The organism is Jeotgalibaca porci (assembly GCF_011299095.1).
Taxonomy (GTDB): Bacteria; Bacillota; Bacilli; order Lactobacillales; family Aerococcaceae; genus Jeotgalibaca; species Jeotgalibaca porci.
This window is the reverse complement of the sequence record NZ_CP049889.1, coordinates 1671842-1688981: the sequence shown is the minus strand read 5'-3', so window position 1 is coordinate 1688981 and position 17140 is coordinate 1671842. Positions and strand designations below refer to the sequence as shown.

22 protein-coding genes are annotated in these 17140 nt (G+C 41.6%); 6 read left to right on the top strand and 16 right to left on the bottom strand.

The features are described 5' to 3' along the window. Positions 1-372 precede the first annotated feature (372 nt). From G7058_RS08675 to G7058_RS08665, 3 genes are read left to right on the top strand one after another with little or no spacing between them, the layout of a single operon-like run. On the top strand, positions 373-1275 hold the full coding sequence (locus G7058_RS08675) for a substrate-binding domain-containing protein (RefSeq protein ID WP_166063160.1): 903 nt from the start codon (positions 373-375) through the stop codon (positions 1273-1275). Beyond that, entirely contained in the window at positions 1259-2710 is a 1452-nt protein-coding gene (locus G7058_RS08670; protein ID WP_166063159.1) for a HAMP domain-containing sensor histidine kinase, read from the top strand. Before G7058_RS08675 ends, G7058_RS08670 begins: the two co-directional genes overlap by 17 nt. Next, on the top strand, positions 2694-3353 hold the full coding sequence (locus G7058_RS08665) for a response regulator transcription factor (protein WP_227004418.1): 660 nt from the start codon (positions 2694-2696) through the stop codon (positions 3351-3353). Before G7058_RS08670 ends, G7058_RS08665 begins: the two co-directional genes overlap by 17 nt. A gap of 401 nt (positions 3354-3754) precedes the next feature. Here G7058_RS08665 and rpsI read toward each other — a convergent pair whose 3' ends face one another. The 6 genes from rpsI to G7058_RS08635 form a co-directional block, all read right to left on the bottom strand. Next, on the bottom strand, positions 3755-4147 hold the full coding sequence (gene rpsI, locus G7058_RS08660) for a 30S ribosomal protein S9 (RefSeq protein WP_166063158.1): 393 nt from the start codon (positions 4145-4147) through the stop codon (positions 3755-3757). 12 nt (positions 4148-4159) lie between these two features. Next, positions 4160-4603 carry a 50S ribosomal protein L13 gene (gene rplM, locus G7058_RS08655; protein ID WP_166063157.1) on the bottom strand — a complete coding sequence of 148 codons (444 nt, stop codon included), beginning with the start codon at positions 4601-4603 and terminating at the stop codon, positions 4160-4162. A gap of 139 nt (positions 4604-4742) precedes the next feature. After that, positions 4743-5525 carry a tRNA pseudouridine(38-40) synthase TruA gene (gene truA / locus G7058_RS08650; protein ID WP_166063156.1) on the bottom strand — a complete coding sequence of 261 codons (783 nt, stop codon included), beginning with the start codon at positions 5523-5525 and terminating at the stop codon, positions 4743-4745. Between the two features lie 11 nt (positions 5526-5536). Next, on the bottom strand, positions 5537-6334 hold the full coding sequence (locus G7058_RS08645) for an energy-coupling factor transporter transmembrane component T family protein (protein WP_166063155.1): 798 nt from the start codon (positions 6332-6334) through the stop codon (positions 5537-5539). Continuing rightward, positions 6327-7202 (bottom strand): energy-coupling factor ABC transporter ATP-binding protein, encoded by an 876-nt coding sequence (locus tag G7058_RS08640; RefSeq protein ID WP_166063154.1) that lies wholly within the window; start codon positions 7200-7202, stop codon positions 6327-6329. The genes G7058_RS08645 and G7058_RS08640 overlap by 8 nt, the downstream gene beginning before the upstream one ends. Beyond that, the gene (locus G7058_RS08635; protein ID WP_166063153.1) at positions 7178-8017 is read right to left on the bottom strand and encodes an energy-coupling factor ABC transporter ATP-binding protein; all 840 of its coding nucleotides are present in this window, start codon (positions 8015-8017) and stop codon (positions 7178-7180) included. The genes G7058_RS08640 and G7058_RS08635 overlap by 25 nt, the downstream gene beginning before the upstream one ends. A gap of 172 nt (positions 8018-8189) precedes the next feature. Here G7058_RS08635 and G7058_RS08630 point away from each other — a divergent pair, with 172 nt between their 5' ends. Then, on the top strand, positions 8190-8939 hold the full coding sequence (locus G7058_RS08630) for an alpha/beta hydrolase (protein WP_166063152.1): 750 nt from the start codon (positions 8190-8192) through the stop codon (positions 8937-8939). Continuing rightward, positions 8926-9444, top strand: a complete 519-nt coding sequence (locus G7058_RS08625) for a GNAT family N-acetyltransferase (protein WP_166063151.1) — start codon at positions 8926-8928, stop codon at positions 9442-9444. Before G7058_RS08630 ends, G7058_RS08625 begins: the two co-directional genes overlap by 14 nt. On the opposite strand, the gene G7058_RS08620 is transcribed toward G7058_RS08625, so the two are convergent. Then, on the bottom strand, positions 9441-10391 hold the full coding sequence (locus tag G7058_RS08620; protein WP_166063150.1) for a VOC family protein: 951 nt from the start codon (positions 10389-10391) through the stop codon (positions 9441-9443). The genes G7058_RS08625 and G7058_RS08620 overlap by 4 nt on opposite strands. 83 nt (positions 10392-10474) lie before the next feature. On the opposite strand from G7058_RS08620, the gene G7058_RS08615 reads away from it, so the two are divergent. Continuing rightward, positions 10475-11329, top strand: coding sequence for a nuclease-related domain-containing protein (locus tag G7058_RS08615; RefSeq protein ID WP_166063148.1), 855 nt, complete (start codon positions 10475-10477; stop codon positions 11327-11329). 624 nt (positions 11330-11953) lie between these two features. On the opposite strand, the gene rplQ is transcribed toward G7058_RS08615, so the two are convergent. The 9 genes from rplQ to rplO all read right to left on the bottom strand — a co-directional run bounded on the left by rplQ (position 11954) and on the right by rplO (position 17133). Continuing rightward, positions 11954-12334 carry a 50S ribosomal protein L17 gene (gene rplQ / locus G7058_RS08610; protein ID WP_166063147.1) on the bottom strand — a complete coding sequence of 127 codons (381 nt, stop codon included), beginning with the start codon at positions 12332-12334 and terminating at the stop codon, positions 11954-11956. Positions 12335-12362: 28 nt separating this feature from the next. After that, positions 12363-13307 carry a DNA-directed RNA polymerase subunit alpha gene (locus tag G7058_RS08605; RefSeq protein WP_166063146.1) on the bottom strand — a complete coding sequence of 315 codons (945 nt, stop codon included), beginning with the start codon at positions 13305-13307 and terminating at the stop codon, positions 12363-12365. Between the two features lie 78 nt (positions 13308-13385). Then, complete coding sequence (gene rpsK / locus G7058_RS08600; protein WP_166063145.1) at positions 13386-13772, bottom strand: 30S ribosomal protein S11; 387 nt, start codon at positions 13770-13772, stop codon at positions 13386-13388. 25 nt (positions 13773-13797) lie between these two features. Further along, entirely contained in the window at positions 13798-14163 is a 366-nt protein-coding gene (gene rpsM / locus G7058_RS08595) for a 30S ribosomal protein S13 (protein WP_166063144.1), read from the bottom strand. 20 nt (positions 14164-14183) lie between these two features. Then, positions 14184-14297 (bottom strand): 50S ribosomal protein L36, encoded by a 114-nt coding sequence (gene rpmJ, locus G7058_RS08590; RefSeq protein WP_166063143.1) that lies wholly within the window; start codon positions 14295-14297, stop codon positions 14184-14186. Positions 14298-14331: 34 nt separating this feature from the next. Continuing rightward, the gene (infA, locus tag G7058_RS08585) at positions 14332-14550 is read right to left on the bottom strand and encodes a translation initiation factor IF-1 (protein ID WP_062470719.1); all 219 of its coding nucleotides are present in this window, start codon (positions 14548-14550) and stop codon (positions 14332-14334) included. A gap of 139 nt (positions 14551-14689) precedes the next feature. Continuing rightward, positions 14690-15337, bottom strand: coding sequence for an adenylate kinase (locus tag G7058_RS08580; protein ID WP_166063142.1), 648 nt, complete (start codon positions 15335-15337; stop codon positions 14690-14692). Between the two features lie 60 nt (positions 15338-15397). Continuing rightward, entirely contained in the window at positions 15398-16693 is a 1296-nt protein-coding gene (gene secY / locus G7058_RS08575; RefSeq protein WP_166063141.1) for a preprotein translocase subunit SecY, read from the bottom strand. Next, complete coding sequence (gene rplO, locus G7058_RS08570; RefSeq protein ID WP_166063140.1) at positions 16693-17133, bottom strand: 50S ribosomal protein L15; 441 nt, start codon at positions 17131-17133, stop codon at positions 16693-16695. The genes secY and rplO overlap by 1 nt, the downstream gene beginning before the upstream one ends. Between the last annotated feature and the right edge of the window lie 7 nt (positions 17134-17140).

Here is a 17140-nt window from a genome sequence, read left to right as displayed (position 1 = left end):
AATATACCCTTCTCAGAATAAGACGCAATGCTTTGGTTGTAAAAAACCGCTAAAATAGAATAAGCGCTACCAACTATTCCTTACTGCAAGCTGAATCTGCGTTTCCTTTATGTTGCGCAAATATTTTCGCTACCTGCATAACGGTTACATGAATATTATGTTCTTTTTTAAATTTAATAACTATCAGCAAATATCTTATTATTTGTAAGATAATTAACTTTATATTGTCAGAAAATATCCTACGCTATTTTGCTTAAGCCATTTACCTATTCTTGGTATAAAAATATGCTTGTGATATAATTGGTATAATCGAGATTGCTTTTTGGTAGCAAAAATTCTCAGAAATGAATCCATTCTTGGGAAAGGAGAAACATGAAAAAAACATTTAAACTTCTACCTTTTTTACTACTATTATGCATATTGGCAAGTTGTGAACGGAACTCCTCCACCCAACAAATTATTTTTTCAGAAGAAGAAAAACAAACTCCTGACAGTATACAGGATGAAAAAAATCCGATAAGGCTAGCTATTTCTAGTGTGCTTTCTCCAACAGACACAATCGTTCATTACCGGGAAATCGTAAATTATATTGTAGAGAAGCTGAACCGACCAGCTATTTTAATTCAACGCAGAAGTTATAATGAAATCAGTAATCTGATGGTCAACGGGGGAGCCGATATCGCCTTGCTTCCGACAGGAGCTTATATCCTGTATAAGGATAAAGGGGGGTTTGAAGGGATTGCAACCCAAGAAAGGTTTGGCAGCCCCTATTATTATGGTTACATTATCACTAAAGGCGAGAATGAATTCTTAGAACTTAATGATCTTAAGGGCAAAGATATAGCCTTCTATGATCCTTCAAGCTATTCAGGCTATCTTTTTGTGGAAGAAGAATTAGAGGATAGAGGAGAAGATATCAAAAGTTTTTTCGGAAGGCATGTCTACACCTACAGCCATGAGGGTTCCATTAACGCTGTTTTAAATAGTATTGTAGATGCCGCAGCTGTTAATTCTCTGGCTTTCGAAACCATGAAACGGGAAAATCCTCAAGAAACAGCAATGTTGAAAATTATTGAAAAATCAATGCCCTTAGGCACCGGGCCTGTAGTTATCCGAAGCAACTTGCCCGAAGAAGAAAAAGAGCTGATTAAAGAAAGCTTTCTTACTATGCACGAACAGGAATTTATGAAGCAGGTACTTCAGGGATTGTATATTGATCGCTTTATTCCATTCGATTCAGAGTATTATGAGGTTCCCTATGAAATGGATGAATAATTTGAAGATAAACCAAAAAATATTGGCGGCAATCATGCTCTCGTCACTTTTTCTGGCTAGCATTTTTGGTTGGATCATATGGGATTCCCTTACCAATATGATGATGGAAGACCTTGCGAAACGCGGCACCAGCATTGCAAAAAATATCGCTGAAACAAGCTCAGACTATATCCTCTTTGACGATCAGTATTCAGTGGATAGCCTCATTAATGAAACCAAAAAAGTGGACGAAGAAATCCGCTATATCTTGGTATTCAACAGCCGCGGAAGGCTTTATGCCCATACCTTTTCCAATCCCGAAATGCTGCCAAAAGGAATTCTGAAGGCTCGTTCTTCCCAAGTGGTTGCCCAGCCCCAGCATATCATCCTCTCCTCAGATGAAGGCAATATTCATGATGTCGCAGTTCCTATTGAAGAAGGAGAAGTTGGATATGTACGAGTGGGGATGTCAGAGGAGAAATCTTTGGAATATATCTATTCCAGAATCGCTAAATTATTGATGGCTACTTTATTCGTATCGATAGGTGCTATCGGAATCGCTTATCTTGCCACCCGTATGATAACCAAACCAATCAATACTTTAGTAGACGTAGCACTAGGTATATCAGCGGGGAACCTATCCCTGCGAGCAGAAGAGACAAGCAGCGACGAAATCGGAGAATTGGCGCGAACTTTCAATGAGATGACGAACCATCTTATTAATTCCAATAAAGAAGTGGACTATCTACTTAAGGAACTTCAACACAAGGATTTGTTGCGGGATAAATTGATATCAAAGTTATTATCTGTTCAAGAGGATGAAAGAAAAAGAATCTCACGTGAGCTTCATGATGAGACCAGTCAAGCCCTCACCTCTTTAATGGTCACCATGCGAATCATGGCAAATGAGGCGAAAGATAGCGAGCAACGTGAGCTTCTTTATACAAGCAGAGATATCGCTGCGGGAATTTTAAGGCAAATCCGGGATTTAGCCGTTGAATTACGCCCGCCCATCCTGGATAAGATGGGGCTGGTTTCAGCGATAAAGAAATATGCGAGAAATTTTGAGGAAAACCATCAAATCCAGGTTCTCTTATTTGTCCCTCAAGAGGACGTTGCCATAGCGGAGCATATTACATTGGCTCTGTATCGGATCGTTCAAGAAAGCATGAATAACGTAGTGAAACATACCAATGCTACCGAAATCAGGATCGGGTTGGAAATTAGCAAGCAATGGATAGACTTGACCGTAACAGATAATGGGCAGGGGATTCATAAAGCAAGTTTTGAAAAAGCCAAACAGCAAAACAGGATTGGCATACACGGTATGAAAGAAAGAGCAGAGTTGCAGGGAGGTACGTTTCTTATCAGAGCCAATGAAAAGAAAGGGACAGAAATTTATGTTTCCATGCCCTTAAATCCAGAAAGAAGTGATAAAGTTGGAGCAGAAACCTAAAGAAAAAATTAGTATTATGCTGGTTGATGATCATGCTATTCTTATATCAGGCCTAAAGCTTCTACTGCAAAAACGAAGTTCTTACCAAGTTGTGGGGGTGGCTGAGGATGGGCATAAGGCGATAGAGCTTTATGATAAATTGAAACCGGATATCTTGCTTCTCGATATTTCTTTGCCTGGCATGGACGGACTGCAAGTACTTAAAAAAATAAGATCACGTTATGAACAAGCAAAAGTGATTATTCTAACCATGTATGAAGATGAGGAATATGTCTCTTTAATTATGAAAGCGGGAGCATCTGGTTATGTTCCGAAAGTAGCTGTAGATGAGGAGCTTTATTCTGCTATTGATGCGGTTATGGGAGGTTACATCTATTTGCGGCCAAAAGAAATGACGACCATCCTAAAAAATAAGCAGAGCGAAGAAAAGATTAATAAAATGTATGCAACATTAAGCCTTCGCGAACAAGAGGTGTTGCAATGGATTGTTAAGGGGTACACGCTAACTGAAATTGCTGGTGAACTGCTGATAAGCATAAAAACAGTAGATACTTATAAAACAAGGATCTTCAATAAGCTGAATTTGACCAAAAAAAGTGAACTGGTCGAATTCGTCACTAAACATAATTTGATTAACAGGTAAGAGAAGATGGATACCGGTGCCAAACATTTTATGATTTTGCTTACGCAATGAGAATTGGGTACCTTTTAAGGTCTTTCTCTCGTCTGGGCTAGCGCATTCGTAAATTCAATGCGATGTTTAATGCTACCTATTAACGTTTCCTATAAAGTATTCCTTAGCAGCCCTTGAGTCCCTGCTTGACAGAAAACACACACGTTCGATTCCCCGTTAAGAGTAATCGTCAACGTGTGTGTTTTTAGGGTTCTGTTTTAACCATACTAAGATTAGTATGGAGCCAAAAAAAGACACCCTCCATAAATGGAAAGTGTCTTGAACTGTATAATTGAATGGTACTCGATTTCTGTGAAATCTCCGTCCCATACTGTATCCGTAAGCGAATGAATTCGCAACGGCTCCAGCAATTAACGTTTTGAGAATTGACCCGCTTTACGCGCTTTTTTCAAACCTGGTTTCTTACGTTCAACCATACGTGGGTCACGAGTAAGTAGTCCAGCTGCTTTAAGCGGTGCGCGGAAGTCAGGGTCTACTGAAAGTAGAGCACGAGAAATTCCGTGACGAGCTGCTCCAGCTTGTCCAGTAAAGCCACCACCGTTAACGTTTACGTATACGTCGTAGCTTCCTAGAGTATCTGTAATGTTTAATGGTTGTTTGATTACTTCGTACAAGTAAGGGAATGGAATGTAATCTTCCATGTCTTTCTTGTTGAAGACAATTTTACCTGTTCCGGGTACTAAACGTACGCGAGCAGTTGAGTTTTTACGGCGACCAGTGCCGATGTATTGTGCTTGTGCCATGTTATTCCCTCCTTAAATTAGGTTAGTGATATCTAAAACTTCTGGTTTTTGAGCTGCATGTGGGTGAGTTGCTTCACCGTATACATGTAGTTTTCTGAATTGGTCAGAACCTAGTGCACCTTTTGGAAGCATACCCTTGATTGAGTATTCCATTAGACGACGAGAGTTCTTAGCACGCAATTCTCCTGCAGTTACCTGTTTTAGACCACCGATATAGCCTGAGTGGCGAGAATAGATTTTGTCTGATGCTTTTTTACCTGTTAATTTAACTTTATCCGCATTAATAATAATAACGAAGTCACCAGTATCCACATGTGGTGTGTAAGTTGGTTTGTTTTTTCCACGCAAGATTGATGCAGCGATTGATGAAATACGTCCCATTGGAACATCTGTTGCATCGATAACGTACCATTTGCGTTCGATTTCGTTAGCTTTAGCCATGTATGTTGTACGCACGTTCTTTTCCTCCATATTCTTATCTGAATGTTTGATCCATCTGAGTTTCCGGGGCTCTTGTGGGGCAAACAATACCGTCTTATATAATACAACACTCCCGAGCGTTTGTCAATTTTTTCTGTAAAAAAAACTCACTCTTTTAAAAGTGAGTAAATTTCTCTTTGAATGTATTGTCGTAATAGACTTCTACTAAGTACAATCCTTTACCTGATGCGGTCGGGCCCGCTTCGTTCCGGTCTTTCACTTCCAACAGGCGATCGATTTCTTCGGGCTGTTTTAAGCCATCCGCAATCTGTAAACACGTTCCTACAAAAATACGAATTTGATTATATAAAAAACCATTCCCGATAAATGTAAAAATCAGTTCATTTGCTGCTTCATCAATTTCGTATTTCGCGACGTATACCGTCCGCACTAAATTCTCTTTTTCAGTTTTAGTCGAACAGAAACTGGTAAAGTCGTGCTCCCCTACTAATTTATCCAGAGACGCTTTTAGTGCATCAAGATTCATGCGGTAAGGGTGATGCAAGGTATGATACCGTTTGAAGGGATCTGCGAAACGATTCAAGTCCACACGGTAAACGTACTTTTTCCCTTTCGCCGAATAGCGTGAGTGGAATGCGTCGGATACTTTTTCAACCTGTCGAATCGAAATATCTGCCGGCAACATGCTGTTTAGCGCGAGCTGCAAAGATTCCGGTTTAATTTGAATCGGTAAATTAAAATGTATGACCTGTCCCAGGGCATGTACGCCGGAATCAGTCCGACCAGACGCATCAATTTTGATGGTCTGGCCCTTCATCATTTTTCGTAGAGCTTTTTCAATTTCAGTCTGAATACTGTTTCCGTTTGGCTGCACTTGATAACCGACGTAATGTGTCCCGTCGTATTGAACAATGCATTTATAACGTTGTGTAAGCATTATCCACCTCTTTAATTTCTTAAGAAGAACAGTAAGGCCGTTAATGCTACAAATGCAAGCATAGCGATGGTATCGCGCAGTTGCCAGTTAAGTTCGCGGTACTTGGTCCGGCCTTCGCCGCCTTGGTAACCACGTGCTTCCATGGCATTAGCCAATTCATCCGCACGGTTAAAAGAACTGACGAACAACGGTACTAAAATCGGCGTTACAGCCTTCATTTGCTGAATGATGTTTCCTTCACCAAAGTCGACACCACGTGCGCGTTGTGCGTTCATAATTTTAGAAGCTTCATCCATTAATGTTGGTACGAAACGCAAAGCAATCGAAAGCATTAACGCTAGTTCATGAACAGGTACTTTGAAGCGTTTCAGCGGTCCCAATAATGATTCAATAGCATCGGTTAGTGACAGCGGCATGGTCGTCAATGTCAGTAATGTCGACATGAAAATAATGAGGACAAAGCGCATGAAGATAAATGCACCGTTTAACAGACCAAAGGAAGTGATGTTGATAACGCCAAAGCTAAAGTACGATTCGCCCCCAGTCGTAAAGAGGACTTGGAGAATAACGGTAAACAAAATCAACCAAATTAACGGCTTCACGCCATTTATAAAGACTTTTAAAGGAATATCTGATAGATAGACGCAGAGCACGGTGAACAGCGCCATAGCCAGGTAAGTGGACCAGTTATTCGCCAGGAAGATAACGACAATAAAATAGAAGGCGCCGATTAATTTCGCACGGGGATCCATTTTATGCACATAGGAACTACCTTGAATGTAGCGACCGAATAGCAATTTCTCAAGCATCCAGGTCACCTTCTTTCAACATTTCGATGATAGCAGCGGCCAAGCGGGATGTTCCCAATGGTCGTTGATCGCCAAAATCAATACCTGTCTGTTGTGAAAATTTCTGTAGGAATTCCAGTGATGCTGGTAGACCTAATTGTTTTTCTTGTAAAAATTCTGCATCCAAGAAGATTTCTGCTGGCGATCCCATTTTAACAACGGTTCCTTTATCCATGATAATAACGTGGTCTGCATATGTTGCCACATCATCCATTTGGTGCGTTACCAAAACAATGGAAATGCCTTGTTCTTCATGAAGTTTGTTAAACATGGTCATAATTTCGCGGCGCCCTGCTGGATCTAATCCGGCTGTCGGTTCATCCAAAATTAATACTTCCGGTTTCATTGCCAAAACGCCGGCAATCGCCACACGACGCATTTGACCGCCTGATAAATCGAACGGTGACCGATCCATGAATGTCTCATCCAAACCAACGAGTGGTAAAGTTTCCTTGGCTAATTCCAACGCTTCTGCTTCGGAAACACCGAAGTTCATCGGACCAAAGGCAATATCTTTGGCGATTGTTTCTTCGAATAGTTGCGATTCAGGAAACTGGAATACAATCCCTACTTTTTTACGAATGAATTTCAAATTCTTATTGTTGGTTTTGTTATCAATCACGCGATCGCCGATTGTAACGGTCCCAGTAGTCGGCTTTAGCAACGCATTCAAATGCTGCGTCACAGTCGACTTCCCACTCCCTGTATGGCCGATTAGAGCCGTATAGCTGCCTTCTGGGATAGCGAGGTCCACATCATACAGGGCCCGGCTTTCAAATGGTGTACCAGCGCCGTATGAGTATCCTACATCTTTGAGAATAATGTCCATAGCCAATCCACCATCCTTTCTTCGGTTAAGTATTCAGCTGGAACAGCCAGTCCTTGGCGTGCTAATTGGTATTTTAATTTCTCCGGGAAAGGAATATCCAAGCCCATGTCAATAATATCAGCACCAACCGCGAAGATTTCTTCCGGTGTCCCGATTCGTTTCAATTCGCCTGCCTGCATGACAAAAATGCGGTTTGCTTTCGCCGCCTCATCAATATCATGTGTAATGGAAATGACAGTTAAGTTTTGTTCTTTTTTAAGTTGCTGAATGGTTTCAATCACTTCTCTGCGGCCTTTTGGATCCAACATTGTCGTTGCTTCATCCAAAATAATAATATCCGGCGCTAAGGCAATAATACCGGCAATCGCTACCCGTTGCTTTTGTCCACCTGATAGACGCGCTGGTTCTTTATCCATGAAGTCTGCCATGTTTACAACTTTAACTGCTTTTGCTACACGCTCAAGCATTTCTTCACGCGGAACACCGATATTTTCCAATCCAAAGGCAACGTCATCTTGAACCGTTGATCCAACAAATTGGTTATCTGGATTTTGGAATACCATCCCGACTTTGCGACGGACATCCCACACTGATTCTTCAGTCAACTTTGTCCCGCCAATAATAACTTCGCCAGCGTCGGCTTCGATCAACCCATTGATTGTTTTCGCAAGGGTGGATTTACCTGAACCATTCGGCCCGATTACAGCAATCCATTCTCCTCTGTTAATCGACAACGAAACGTTATTAAGAGCTGGGCGCAAATCTTCTTCAGAATAACTGAATGAGATGTTATTTAATTGGACTATTTCTTCCATTTGTAACCCTACTTCCTTCTTACTTCACTTAAGTGTATTATAAGTTATTTCATTTATTTAATATATAAATGTGTCTGTCTGATACTGATTTTGTCACTTATCTAGTATACTTGAAATAGAGTAGAATTGCATTAGGTGTCTTGTCACTTTTTTAGGAAACGGAGGAATTTGAATGGGCGTTATTAATGGTACAATGTGGTCCGATGCACTGGGGATGAATGTGGGGTACTCGGCTGTCCTACCAGAAGGAATGAAGGGGCCCTATGAGGTTTTATATTTACTTCATGGACATTCGGACGATCATCATGCTTGGCTCTACCACACAGGCTTAACACGCTATTTAGAAGGACGTAACTTGGCGGTCTTTATGCCACAGGTACATTTAAGCTTTTATGCAGACATGGTTGCAGGCGGCAAGTATTGGACGTTTATCAGTGAAGAATTTCCCGAAAAATTACACCGCATCTATCACATTTCTGACAAGCGGGAAGAGACGTTTGTCGCTGGTTTATCGATGGGTGGCTATGGGGCTTTCAAGCTTGGGCTGAACAAGCCGGAAATGTTCCGTGGTGCTGCTTCTTTCTCAGGTGCTTTAGATGTTGTGGCGCTTTGGGAAGGTGATTCAAACCGGAATAATACCTTTTTGAATGCCTTTGGGTCGGTAGAGCAATTGCGTGGATCGCTAAATGACTTAGTTGCGGTTGCAGAAAATTTATCTGTGGACGATACCTTACCTGCTTATTATCAATCCTGCGGGTCGGAAGATTTCTTGATTGAAAATAACCGTTCCTTCAAAGAAGTGATGGCACCTTTTGATTTCGTATATACAGAAAGACCGGGTGTCCATGATTGGCACTTCTGGGACGCCGAGTTACCTTTATTATTTAAATGGATGGATGGTTTAAAATATGAAGATGCATAAATGTACAAGCGAAGACTTAGAATTATTGCGAGAAATCAGTATCGAAACGTTTACGGACACCTTTGCCGCGGATAATACACCGGAAGATTTGGCAGCCTATTTGGAACGAGCGTATCACCCTGATCAATTAAGGTCGGAATTGGCTAATCCAGACTCTTCTTTCTATTTTATCTACTTGGAAAGTAAGCTGGCCGGATACTTGAAACTCAATACGGGCGTCGCTCAATCCGAAGAGATGGGATTAGATGCTTTAGAGATTGAACGGATTTATGTGCGTTCTGCGTTCAAACGCCGTGGTTTAGGCAAGCAGTTAATTTCATTTGCTATTCAACATGCGCGTGAGACGGAGAAAGCTGCAATTTGGTTAGGTGTATGGGAACATAATACCCGTGCTTTGGAATTCTATCGGGTACTCGGTTTTGAGAAAACAGGCGCGCATTCTTTTTATATGGGCGATGACGAACAAACGGACTATATCATGACAAAAAGACTAGAAGCTTTCTAGTCTTTTTTTATGCCTGCTAATGGGTTCAAATTTTCGAAAATTTCTTCGCGTCTTTGTTCCAGGAATGGCGGTAAATCAAGCTGGGTGCCTAGTTCTTCTGGTGTTTGGTCGACAGTAAATCCGGGGCCGTCCGTTGCCAATTCAAACATAATGTTATTGCCATCGCTGAAGTAGAGACTTTCGAAATAGTAACGGTCGTGCCGGGCAACAACTTTGTAGCCGTGTTCGGTTATTCTTTCGTGCCAATAATTGAGTTCTTCATGGTCGGCAACGCGAATCGCCAAATGGTGCGTACTCCCACGCCCTGGTTTTTCTTTAGGTCCTTCTTCTTCAGTCACCAGAATTTCACCGTTTTGGTTGCCTTTTACGGATTGGTAAAGGGCTTCTTTGCCGTTGTTATAGACTTTGTGATAATTGAATAAAGCGACTAGAGTTTTTTGTGCTTCGGCTAGACTGTGGACAACTAGTTCTACTGGCCCCATGCCCTTAATTTGATAGGCAAGTGGAACCGGTGAATCCGGCCATGGTTCGAAAAATGGCGCTTGTGCATGATTACTAGCAATGAGCGCGAGCTGCACCGTGTCGGAATCTTGAAACAGGATTGCCGGGTAGTTCGCATACGTCCCAATTTCATAGGGGATATTGTGGGCGGTCAAGCGTTCCTCCCAGTACGGGAATGCTGCTTCAGTGTCAACGAAAAGGCCGACAGTGGTAATCGCGTTTGTCCCCCGCTGCGTTTTTCCGAGTCTTTGATTTTCAAAGAAAGTTAAATCAAAGCCAGGACTGCCGGTATTATCCCCGTAAAAGATATGATATTGGTAAGGGTCGTTTTGATTAACGCTGACTTTAACGCGCTTCAAACCGAGTATGTCACGGTAGAAGTGGGTGTTGTCGTCCCCAGATTTGGTACGCATAGAAATGTGGTGATGCCCTAATATGTGTGTCATAAAATCACTCCTTAAAAATAATTTTAACATAAATAAAGCTTTTCGCGATTTTTTGCGTATATATATATGAAAGGAGTTTTATTATGAAACCAAAAACTTTGGAACTGTTAGAAGCAATGGATGGACGTATGTTATTTAATGACGATCAAAAGCGGTATGTGTGGAATTTGCAATGTGGGTATCGGGGTGAGTGTGAATTTGTGCAGTTAATGGAAAGTGTGCGATCTCAGCATATTTTGCTGCGCGATTTGTATTTCGAACCGAAGTTTTCCGGTCAGATTCAGATTGACTTTTTGCTGTTGGTGGGAAATACCGTCATCATTTACGAAGTGAAGAATTATTCTGGCATGTGGCAACACAGCGAGGAGATGTATCGCCAGTCAGGTATGGAGCGCGCAAATCCGTTGATACAACTGGCGCGGACCAAAAATAATTTCAAGGCGTTATTGCGTGAACTGGGTTATCCACAAGCAAATGTTGATGCGGTGGTCTTTCATGTCGGGAGTACTTTTACGTTGTTGGGTGCACCGGAGAATCGGAATGTAATATTGCCTACCCAGATTCAGGATCATTTGACGAAATTAAATCATTATCAGTATGCCGTTTCAGATACGTTGGTAGATTTGGCCGTTGCTTTGGAGGGGGTCGCTCTTCCCGCCCCGCCGTTCTTGAAAATGATTCCGAAATATCAGTTTGAGTCGATGAAGAAGGGGCTACGCTGTTGCAAGTGTCGGTGTTTTGTCGTGCGGTCTTCGCAACGTCTCTATCGATGCCAAGCGTGCGGTCATAAAGGTCATTGCGGCGATGCTGTTCGAACTGCATTGGCGGATTATCGGCTATTATTTCCGGAGCGCCTGCTCTCGGGAGCAATTTTGGCAGAGTGGTGTGGCGGATTGTTATCTGCTTCTCAATGTAGAAGGATTCTACAGAGGAGTTGAGCACTCAGATCTGTTTTTGTGTTTGAGTGCGCAGGTTAGAGTAAGAAATGCGCACTCAAATCCATTTTCGCGTTTGAGTGCGCAGGTTAGAGTGAGAAATGCGCACTCAGATCCATTTTCGCGTTTGAGTGCGCAGGTTAGAGTAAGAAATGCGCACTCAAATCCATTTTCGCGTTTGAGTGCGCAGGTTGGGGTGAGAATTGCGCACTCAAATCAAATTTCGCGTTTGAGTGCGCAGGTTGGGGTAGGTAATGTGCACTCAGATCCGTTTTTACGTTTGAGTGCGCAGGTGGGAGTGAGAAATGCGCACTCAAATCCATTTTCCCGTTTGAGTGCGCAGGTTAATCAAAAAATAGCACCCCCAGCAGTCTGAGGGTGCTATTTACGATTTAAAACAAAAAAACGAGGCATCTGCCTCGTCTGAGAAACCTATTTGAACGGTAACGGGTACTTAGAAAAAAAAATAGAGCTGAACTTCGCTGTTCATCTCTTCGCATAAACAAATGGTGAGCCACTTACGGAAATCACGATTTCCGTAAGGGTCCCACGAGCTAGACTAACTTCTCAACCAAAATGGGAGAAGCAACCATCATAACGCTCTTTTCATCTGAAAATGTTTCATAATTAAACTAATTCAATGATAACCATTGGAGCTGCGTCACCGCGGCGTGGTTCTGTTTTTAGAATACGAGTGTATCCACCTTGACGTTCTGCATAGCGTGCAGCCAAGCCATTGAAAAGTTTTTGCAATGCATCTTCAACAACGATTTTGTCGTCTTCTTCACGTACGTCTGCAACTTCGTTACGAACGAATTGTGCTGCCAAACGGCGTGATGCTAAATCGCCACGTTTGCCTAGAGTAATCATTTTTTCAGTCGTTTTACGGATTTCTTTAGCGCGAGCCTCAGTAGTCACGATACGTTCGTTAATGATTAGGTCTGTAGTCAAATCGCGAAGCATAGCTTTTCTTTGTGAACTTGTACGTCCTAATTTACGATAAGCCATTTCTGGTTAATCCTCCTTTGTTGCAGTACTAGTCATCTTGGCGTAAGGACAATTCTAGATCAGCTAGTTTGTTCTTAACTTCTTCAAGTGATTTACGTCCGAGATTACGTACTTTTATCATTTCTGCTTCTGACTTTTCAGTCAGTTCTTGGATTGTGTTAATACCTGCGCGTTTCAAACAGTTGTATGAGCGAACAGATAGATCAAGTTCTTCGATTGTCATTTCAAGCATTTTCTCTTTTTGAGTTTCCTCTTTTTCAACCATGACTTCAGCCTTGCGAGCTTCGTCAGTAAGGTTAACGAAAATGTTCAAATGTTCAGTAAGGATTTTAGCTGCCAAGCTGACTGCTTCTTCCGGACTTACAGAACCGTCTGTCCAAACATCCAATGTTAATTTGTCGTAGATATTTTGTTGGCCGATACGTGTATTTTCAACTTGGTAGTTAACTTTGTTAACTGGAGTGAAAATTGAATCGACTGGAATTACACCAATTGGCATATTTTCCGTTTTATTATGTTCAGAGCGAACGTAACCGCGGCCGTTCTTTGCGTCCATGCGCACGTGGAAATGTGCACCTTCTGCCACTGTACAAATATATAAATCAGGGTTTAAAACTTCTACATCACTATCATGATTGATGTCTGCAGCAGTTACGACTGCAGGACCTTTCACATCGATTTCGATTGTTTTATCTTCTTCAGAATAGAATTTCAATGCTAGTTGTTTAATGTTTAGGACGATTTGTGTTACGTCTTCTAAAACACCATCAATAGCTGAGAACTCATGCAATACTCCATCAATTTGAAGAGTTGTTACTGCAGTACCTGGAAGTGAAGACAATAGAATACGACGTAATGAGTTACCAAGCGTTGTCCCATATCCCCGTTCAAGTGGTTCCACAACGAATTTGCCAAACGTGGCATCCTCGCTGATCTCAATCGTTTCAATTCTTGGTTTTTCAATTTCGATCATATGTCAATTTACCCCTTTCAAAACGGTTCGTTCATCCTAGTGAGGCCATTGCGATACAAAACGATACGGAATATAATATTATACCCGACGACGTTTTGGTGGACGGCATCCATTGTGAGGAATAGGAGTAACGTCACGAATTGCTGTAACTTCCAAACCTGCAGCTTGTAGAGAACGTACTGCTGCTTCACGTCCTGAACCAGGACCTTTAACTGCAACTTCTACAGATTTCATTCCATGTTCCATACACACTTTAGCAGCAGCTTCTGCAGCCATTTGAGCAGCAAAAGGAGTTGATTTACGAGAACCTCGGAAACCTAACGCACCTGCTGAAGACCATGAAATAGCATTTCCATGAGTGTCAGTAATCATAACGATTGTATTGTTGAATGTTGAGCGAATATGTGCTACTCCGGAGTCAATATTCTTTTTCACACGACGTTTACGCGATACTTTTTTAACCATGAAGTTTTAACCTCCTTCACTTTTATTATTTTTTCTTACCAGCGATTGCTTTTGCAGGACCTTTACGAGTACGTGCGTTGTTCTTAGTATTTTGACCACGAACAGGCAATCCACGACGGTGGCGAATACCTCTATATGAACCGATTTCCATCAAACGTTTGATGTTTAAGTTCGTTTCACGACGTAAGTCACCTTCGATTTTTAATTTGTCTACTTCTGCACGGATACGATCTAATTCATCGTTTGTTAAATCACGTACACGAGTTTCTTCGGATACTTCTGCACTCTTAAGCACTTGCTTAGCAGTTGTATTACCGATACCGTAAATATATGTTAATGAGATAACGATGCGTTTATCACGCGGAATATCTACCCCAGCGATACGAGCCATAAATTGGCACCTCCTTGTTATTATCCTTGGCGTTGTTTGTGTTTAGGATTTTCGCAAATCACCATAACACGGCCTTTTCTACGAATGACTTTACACTTTTCGCAAATCGGCTTTACTGATGCTCTAACTTTCATTCTTAAATTCCTCCTTTAAAATGATGGAGTGGCATTATTTGAAACGATATGTAATACGGCCGCGTGTAAGATCGTACGGTGACAATTCAACCGTTACTTTATCACCAGGTAGAATACGAATGTAGTTCATCCGGATTTTCCCTGACACATGCGCGAGCACAATATGGCCGTTTTCAAGTTCTACCTTAAACATTGCGTTTGGCAAAGTTTCAGCGACTATTCCTTCAATTTCAATGACATCATCTTTCGCCATCTTTATACCTCCTCACATTCTGCTGACCTGATTGAGTATGACTTGTCTATGCATTTATTTTACACTAACTGCTACATTATACCATAATGACAGACTGTTGCAAAGAAAATACTGTTTAAAAACAAGCCTTTTTTCAACTTTAGTCGATGATGTTTTGGACTTCTGAGAACACGTTCTCGATTCCAATTTCACCATCTACAGTGTGAAGCAATCCTTTGTTAGAGTAGTACTCTAAGATTGGTGCGGATTGTTCTTGGTTGATGCGAATCCGATTTTCCACTGTTTCAGGTTTGTCATCTTCTCTTTGATACAAATCAGTACTGCCGCATTTATCGCAAACACCTTCCACTTTTGGTGGGTGGTTTACTTTGTGATAAGTAGCGCCACAATTACGGCAAATAATTCGACCTGTCAAACGAGACATTAGTACTTCGGGATTCACATCAATGTTAATAACCGCATCGATCGTACGATCTAGGTCAGTCATAATCTTATCCAAAGCATCTGCTTGGTCCATTGTTCTTGGGAATCCATCAAGTAAAAAGCCATTTTTTGTATCTTCTTCTTGTAAACGTTCTTTAACAATCCCATTTGTAACTTCGTCAGGAACGAGTTCGCCTTTATCCATAAATGATTTAGCTTCAAGTCCTAACTGTGTTTCATTTTTGATTGCTGAACGGAACATATCACCAGTTGAAATATGAGGAATCTCATATTTTTCAATAATACGCTCAGCTTGTGTACCTTTCCCAGCGCCGGGAAGTCCAGTAATAATTAGGTTCTTCATTTTGTCTCGTCTCCTTTATGCAAGCGCAAGTTGCTTGTGGGGAAAGACCCCACATACACCTTACTTTTGAATAAATCCTTGATAATTGCGTTTCACCATTCGTCCTTCAATTTGTTTAGCAGTATCCAAAGCGGTACCGACAACGATTAGAAGGCTTGTTCCACCTAGAGCTAGTGAGTCTGGGAGGTTCCACAATGACGAAGCAATGATTGGCAACAGGGCAATCAAGCCGAGGAACAAAGCACCAACTGTACTTAAACGCATCAACATACTCGTAATGTAATCTTCTGTTCCTTTACCTGGACGAACACTTGGGATGTACGCACCAGATCTTTGTAAGTTCTCAGCCATTTTTTCAGGATTAATCTGAATCAATGCGTAGAAATACGTGAACGCGACAATTAAAATTGTATAGATTACAGCACCAATTGGCTCACGGAAGTTAAATAAAGTATTTAACACAGTGTACCAAGTTGCTTCACTATGGTTCGCTGCGAAGAATCCTAAGATTGTTTGCGGCGTCATCATGAAGGAGCTGGCGAAGATTACCGGAATAACTCCAGCAGAGTTAATCTTTAATGGTAAATGCGCTGCTTGATTGGAACCAGTAGCTCTTTTAGAATATTGAATCGGAATTCTACGTTCCGCTTGTTGAATAAACACAACAAAAATTATCAGCAGTACCATTGCTACTAGCAAGGCAACTGCGAAGATAATATTCGAGATTAGCTGATCACCAGCATCGACGAATCGATCTTGGTAGAATGTCATCAAATCAACTGGAATACGGGCAACGATACCGGAGAAGATGATGAGAGAAGTCCCATTACCAATCCCGTGCTGTGTGATGGAGTCACCAATGAAGATAACGAACATCGAACCAGCAGTCATTATCAATGCGATAATAAGGTAAGTTGTGATTCCAGGATTCTTAATCAAGCCCAAGTTGGACAGTTGATTAAATCCGATGGAAATACCGATTGATTGTACAAATGCAAGAAATACAGCTAAGTATTTAGTTCCTTGATTTAACTTTCTTCTACCTACTTCACCTTGCTTAGACCATTCCGTAAACTTCGGAATAATATCCATTTGCAAGAGCTGAACGACGATAGAAGCAGTTATGTATGGCGAGACACCCAAAGCGAAAATCGAATACTGACTCAGCGCTCCACCCCCGAATGTGTTCAGCAAGCTGAACAATCCAGTAGATGCTAAATTTTGAATGGCTGCCGCGTCAACACCTGGTACTGTGATATGTGTTCCAATACGGAATACAATCAACAATGCAAGGGTGAAGAAAATTCGGCTTCTAATGTCTTTAGTCTGAAATGCTTCTTTCAGAAGTTTAAACATTAGATCACCTCAACAGTTCCACCTGCAGCTTCAATAGCTTCTTTCGCTGCATCAGAGAATTTATGAGCTTTAACAGTCAATTTCTTCTCTACTGCACCTTTAGCAAGAACTTTGATGCCGGATTTTTCGTTACGAACAACGCCGCTTTCAACAAGCAATGCTGGTGTTACTTCTGTACCTTCTTCGAAACGGTTTAACGTATCTAGGTTTACAACTGCGTAGTCTTTACGGTTGATGTTTGAGAAACCACGTTTTGGAATACGACGGAACAATGGTTGTTGTCCACCTTCAAAACCTAGTCTAACTCCACCACCAGAACGAGCTTTTTGACCTTTGTGTCCGCGTCCAGATGTTTTACCATTACCGGATGAAGAACCACGGCCTACACGGTTACGTACTTTACGTGAACCTTCTGTCTGTTGCAATTCATGAAGTTTCATATTAACT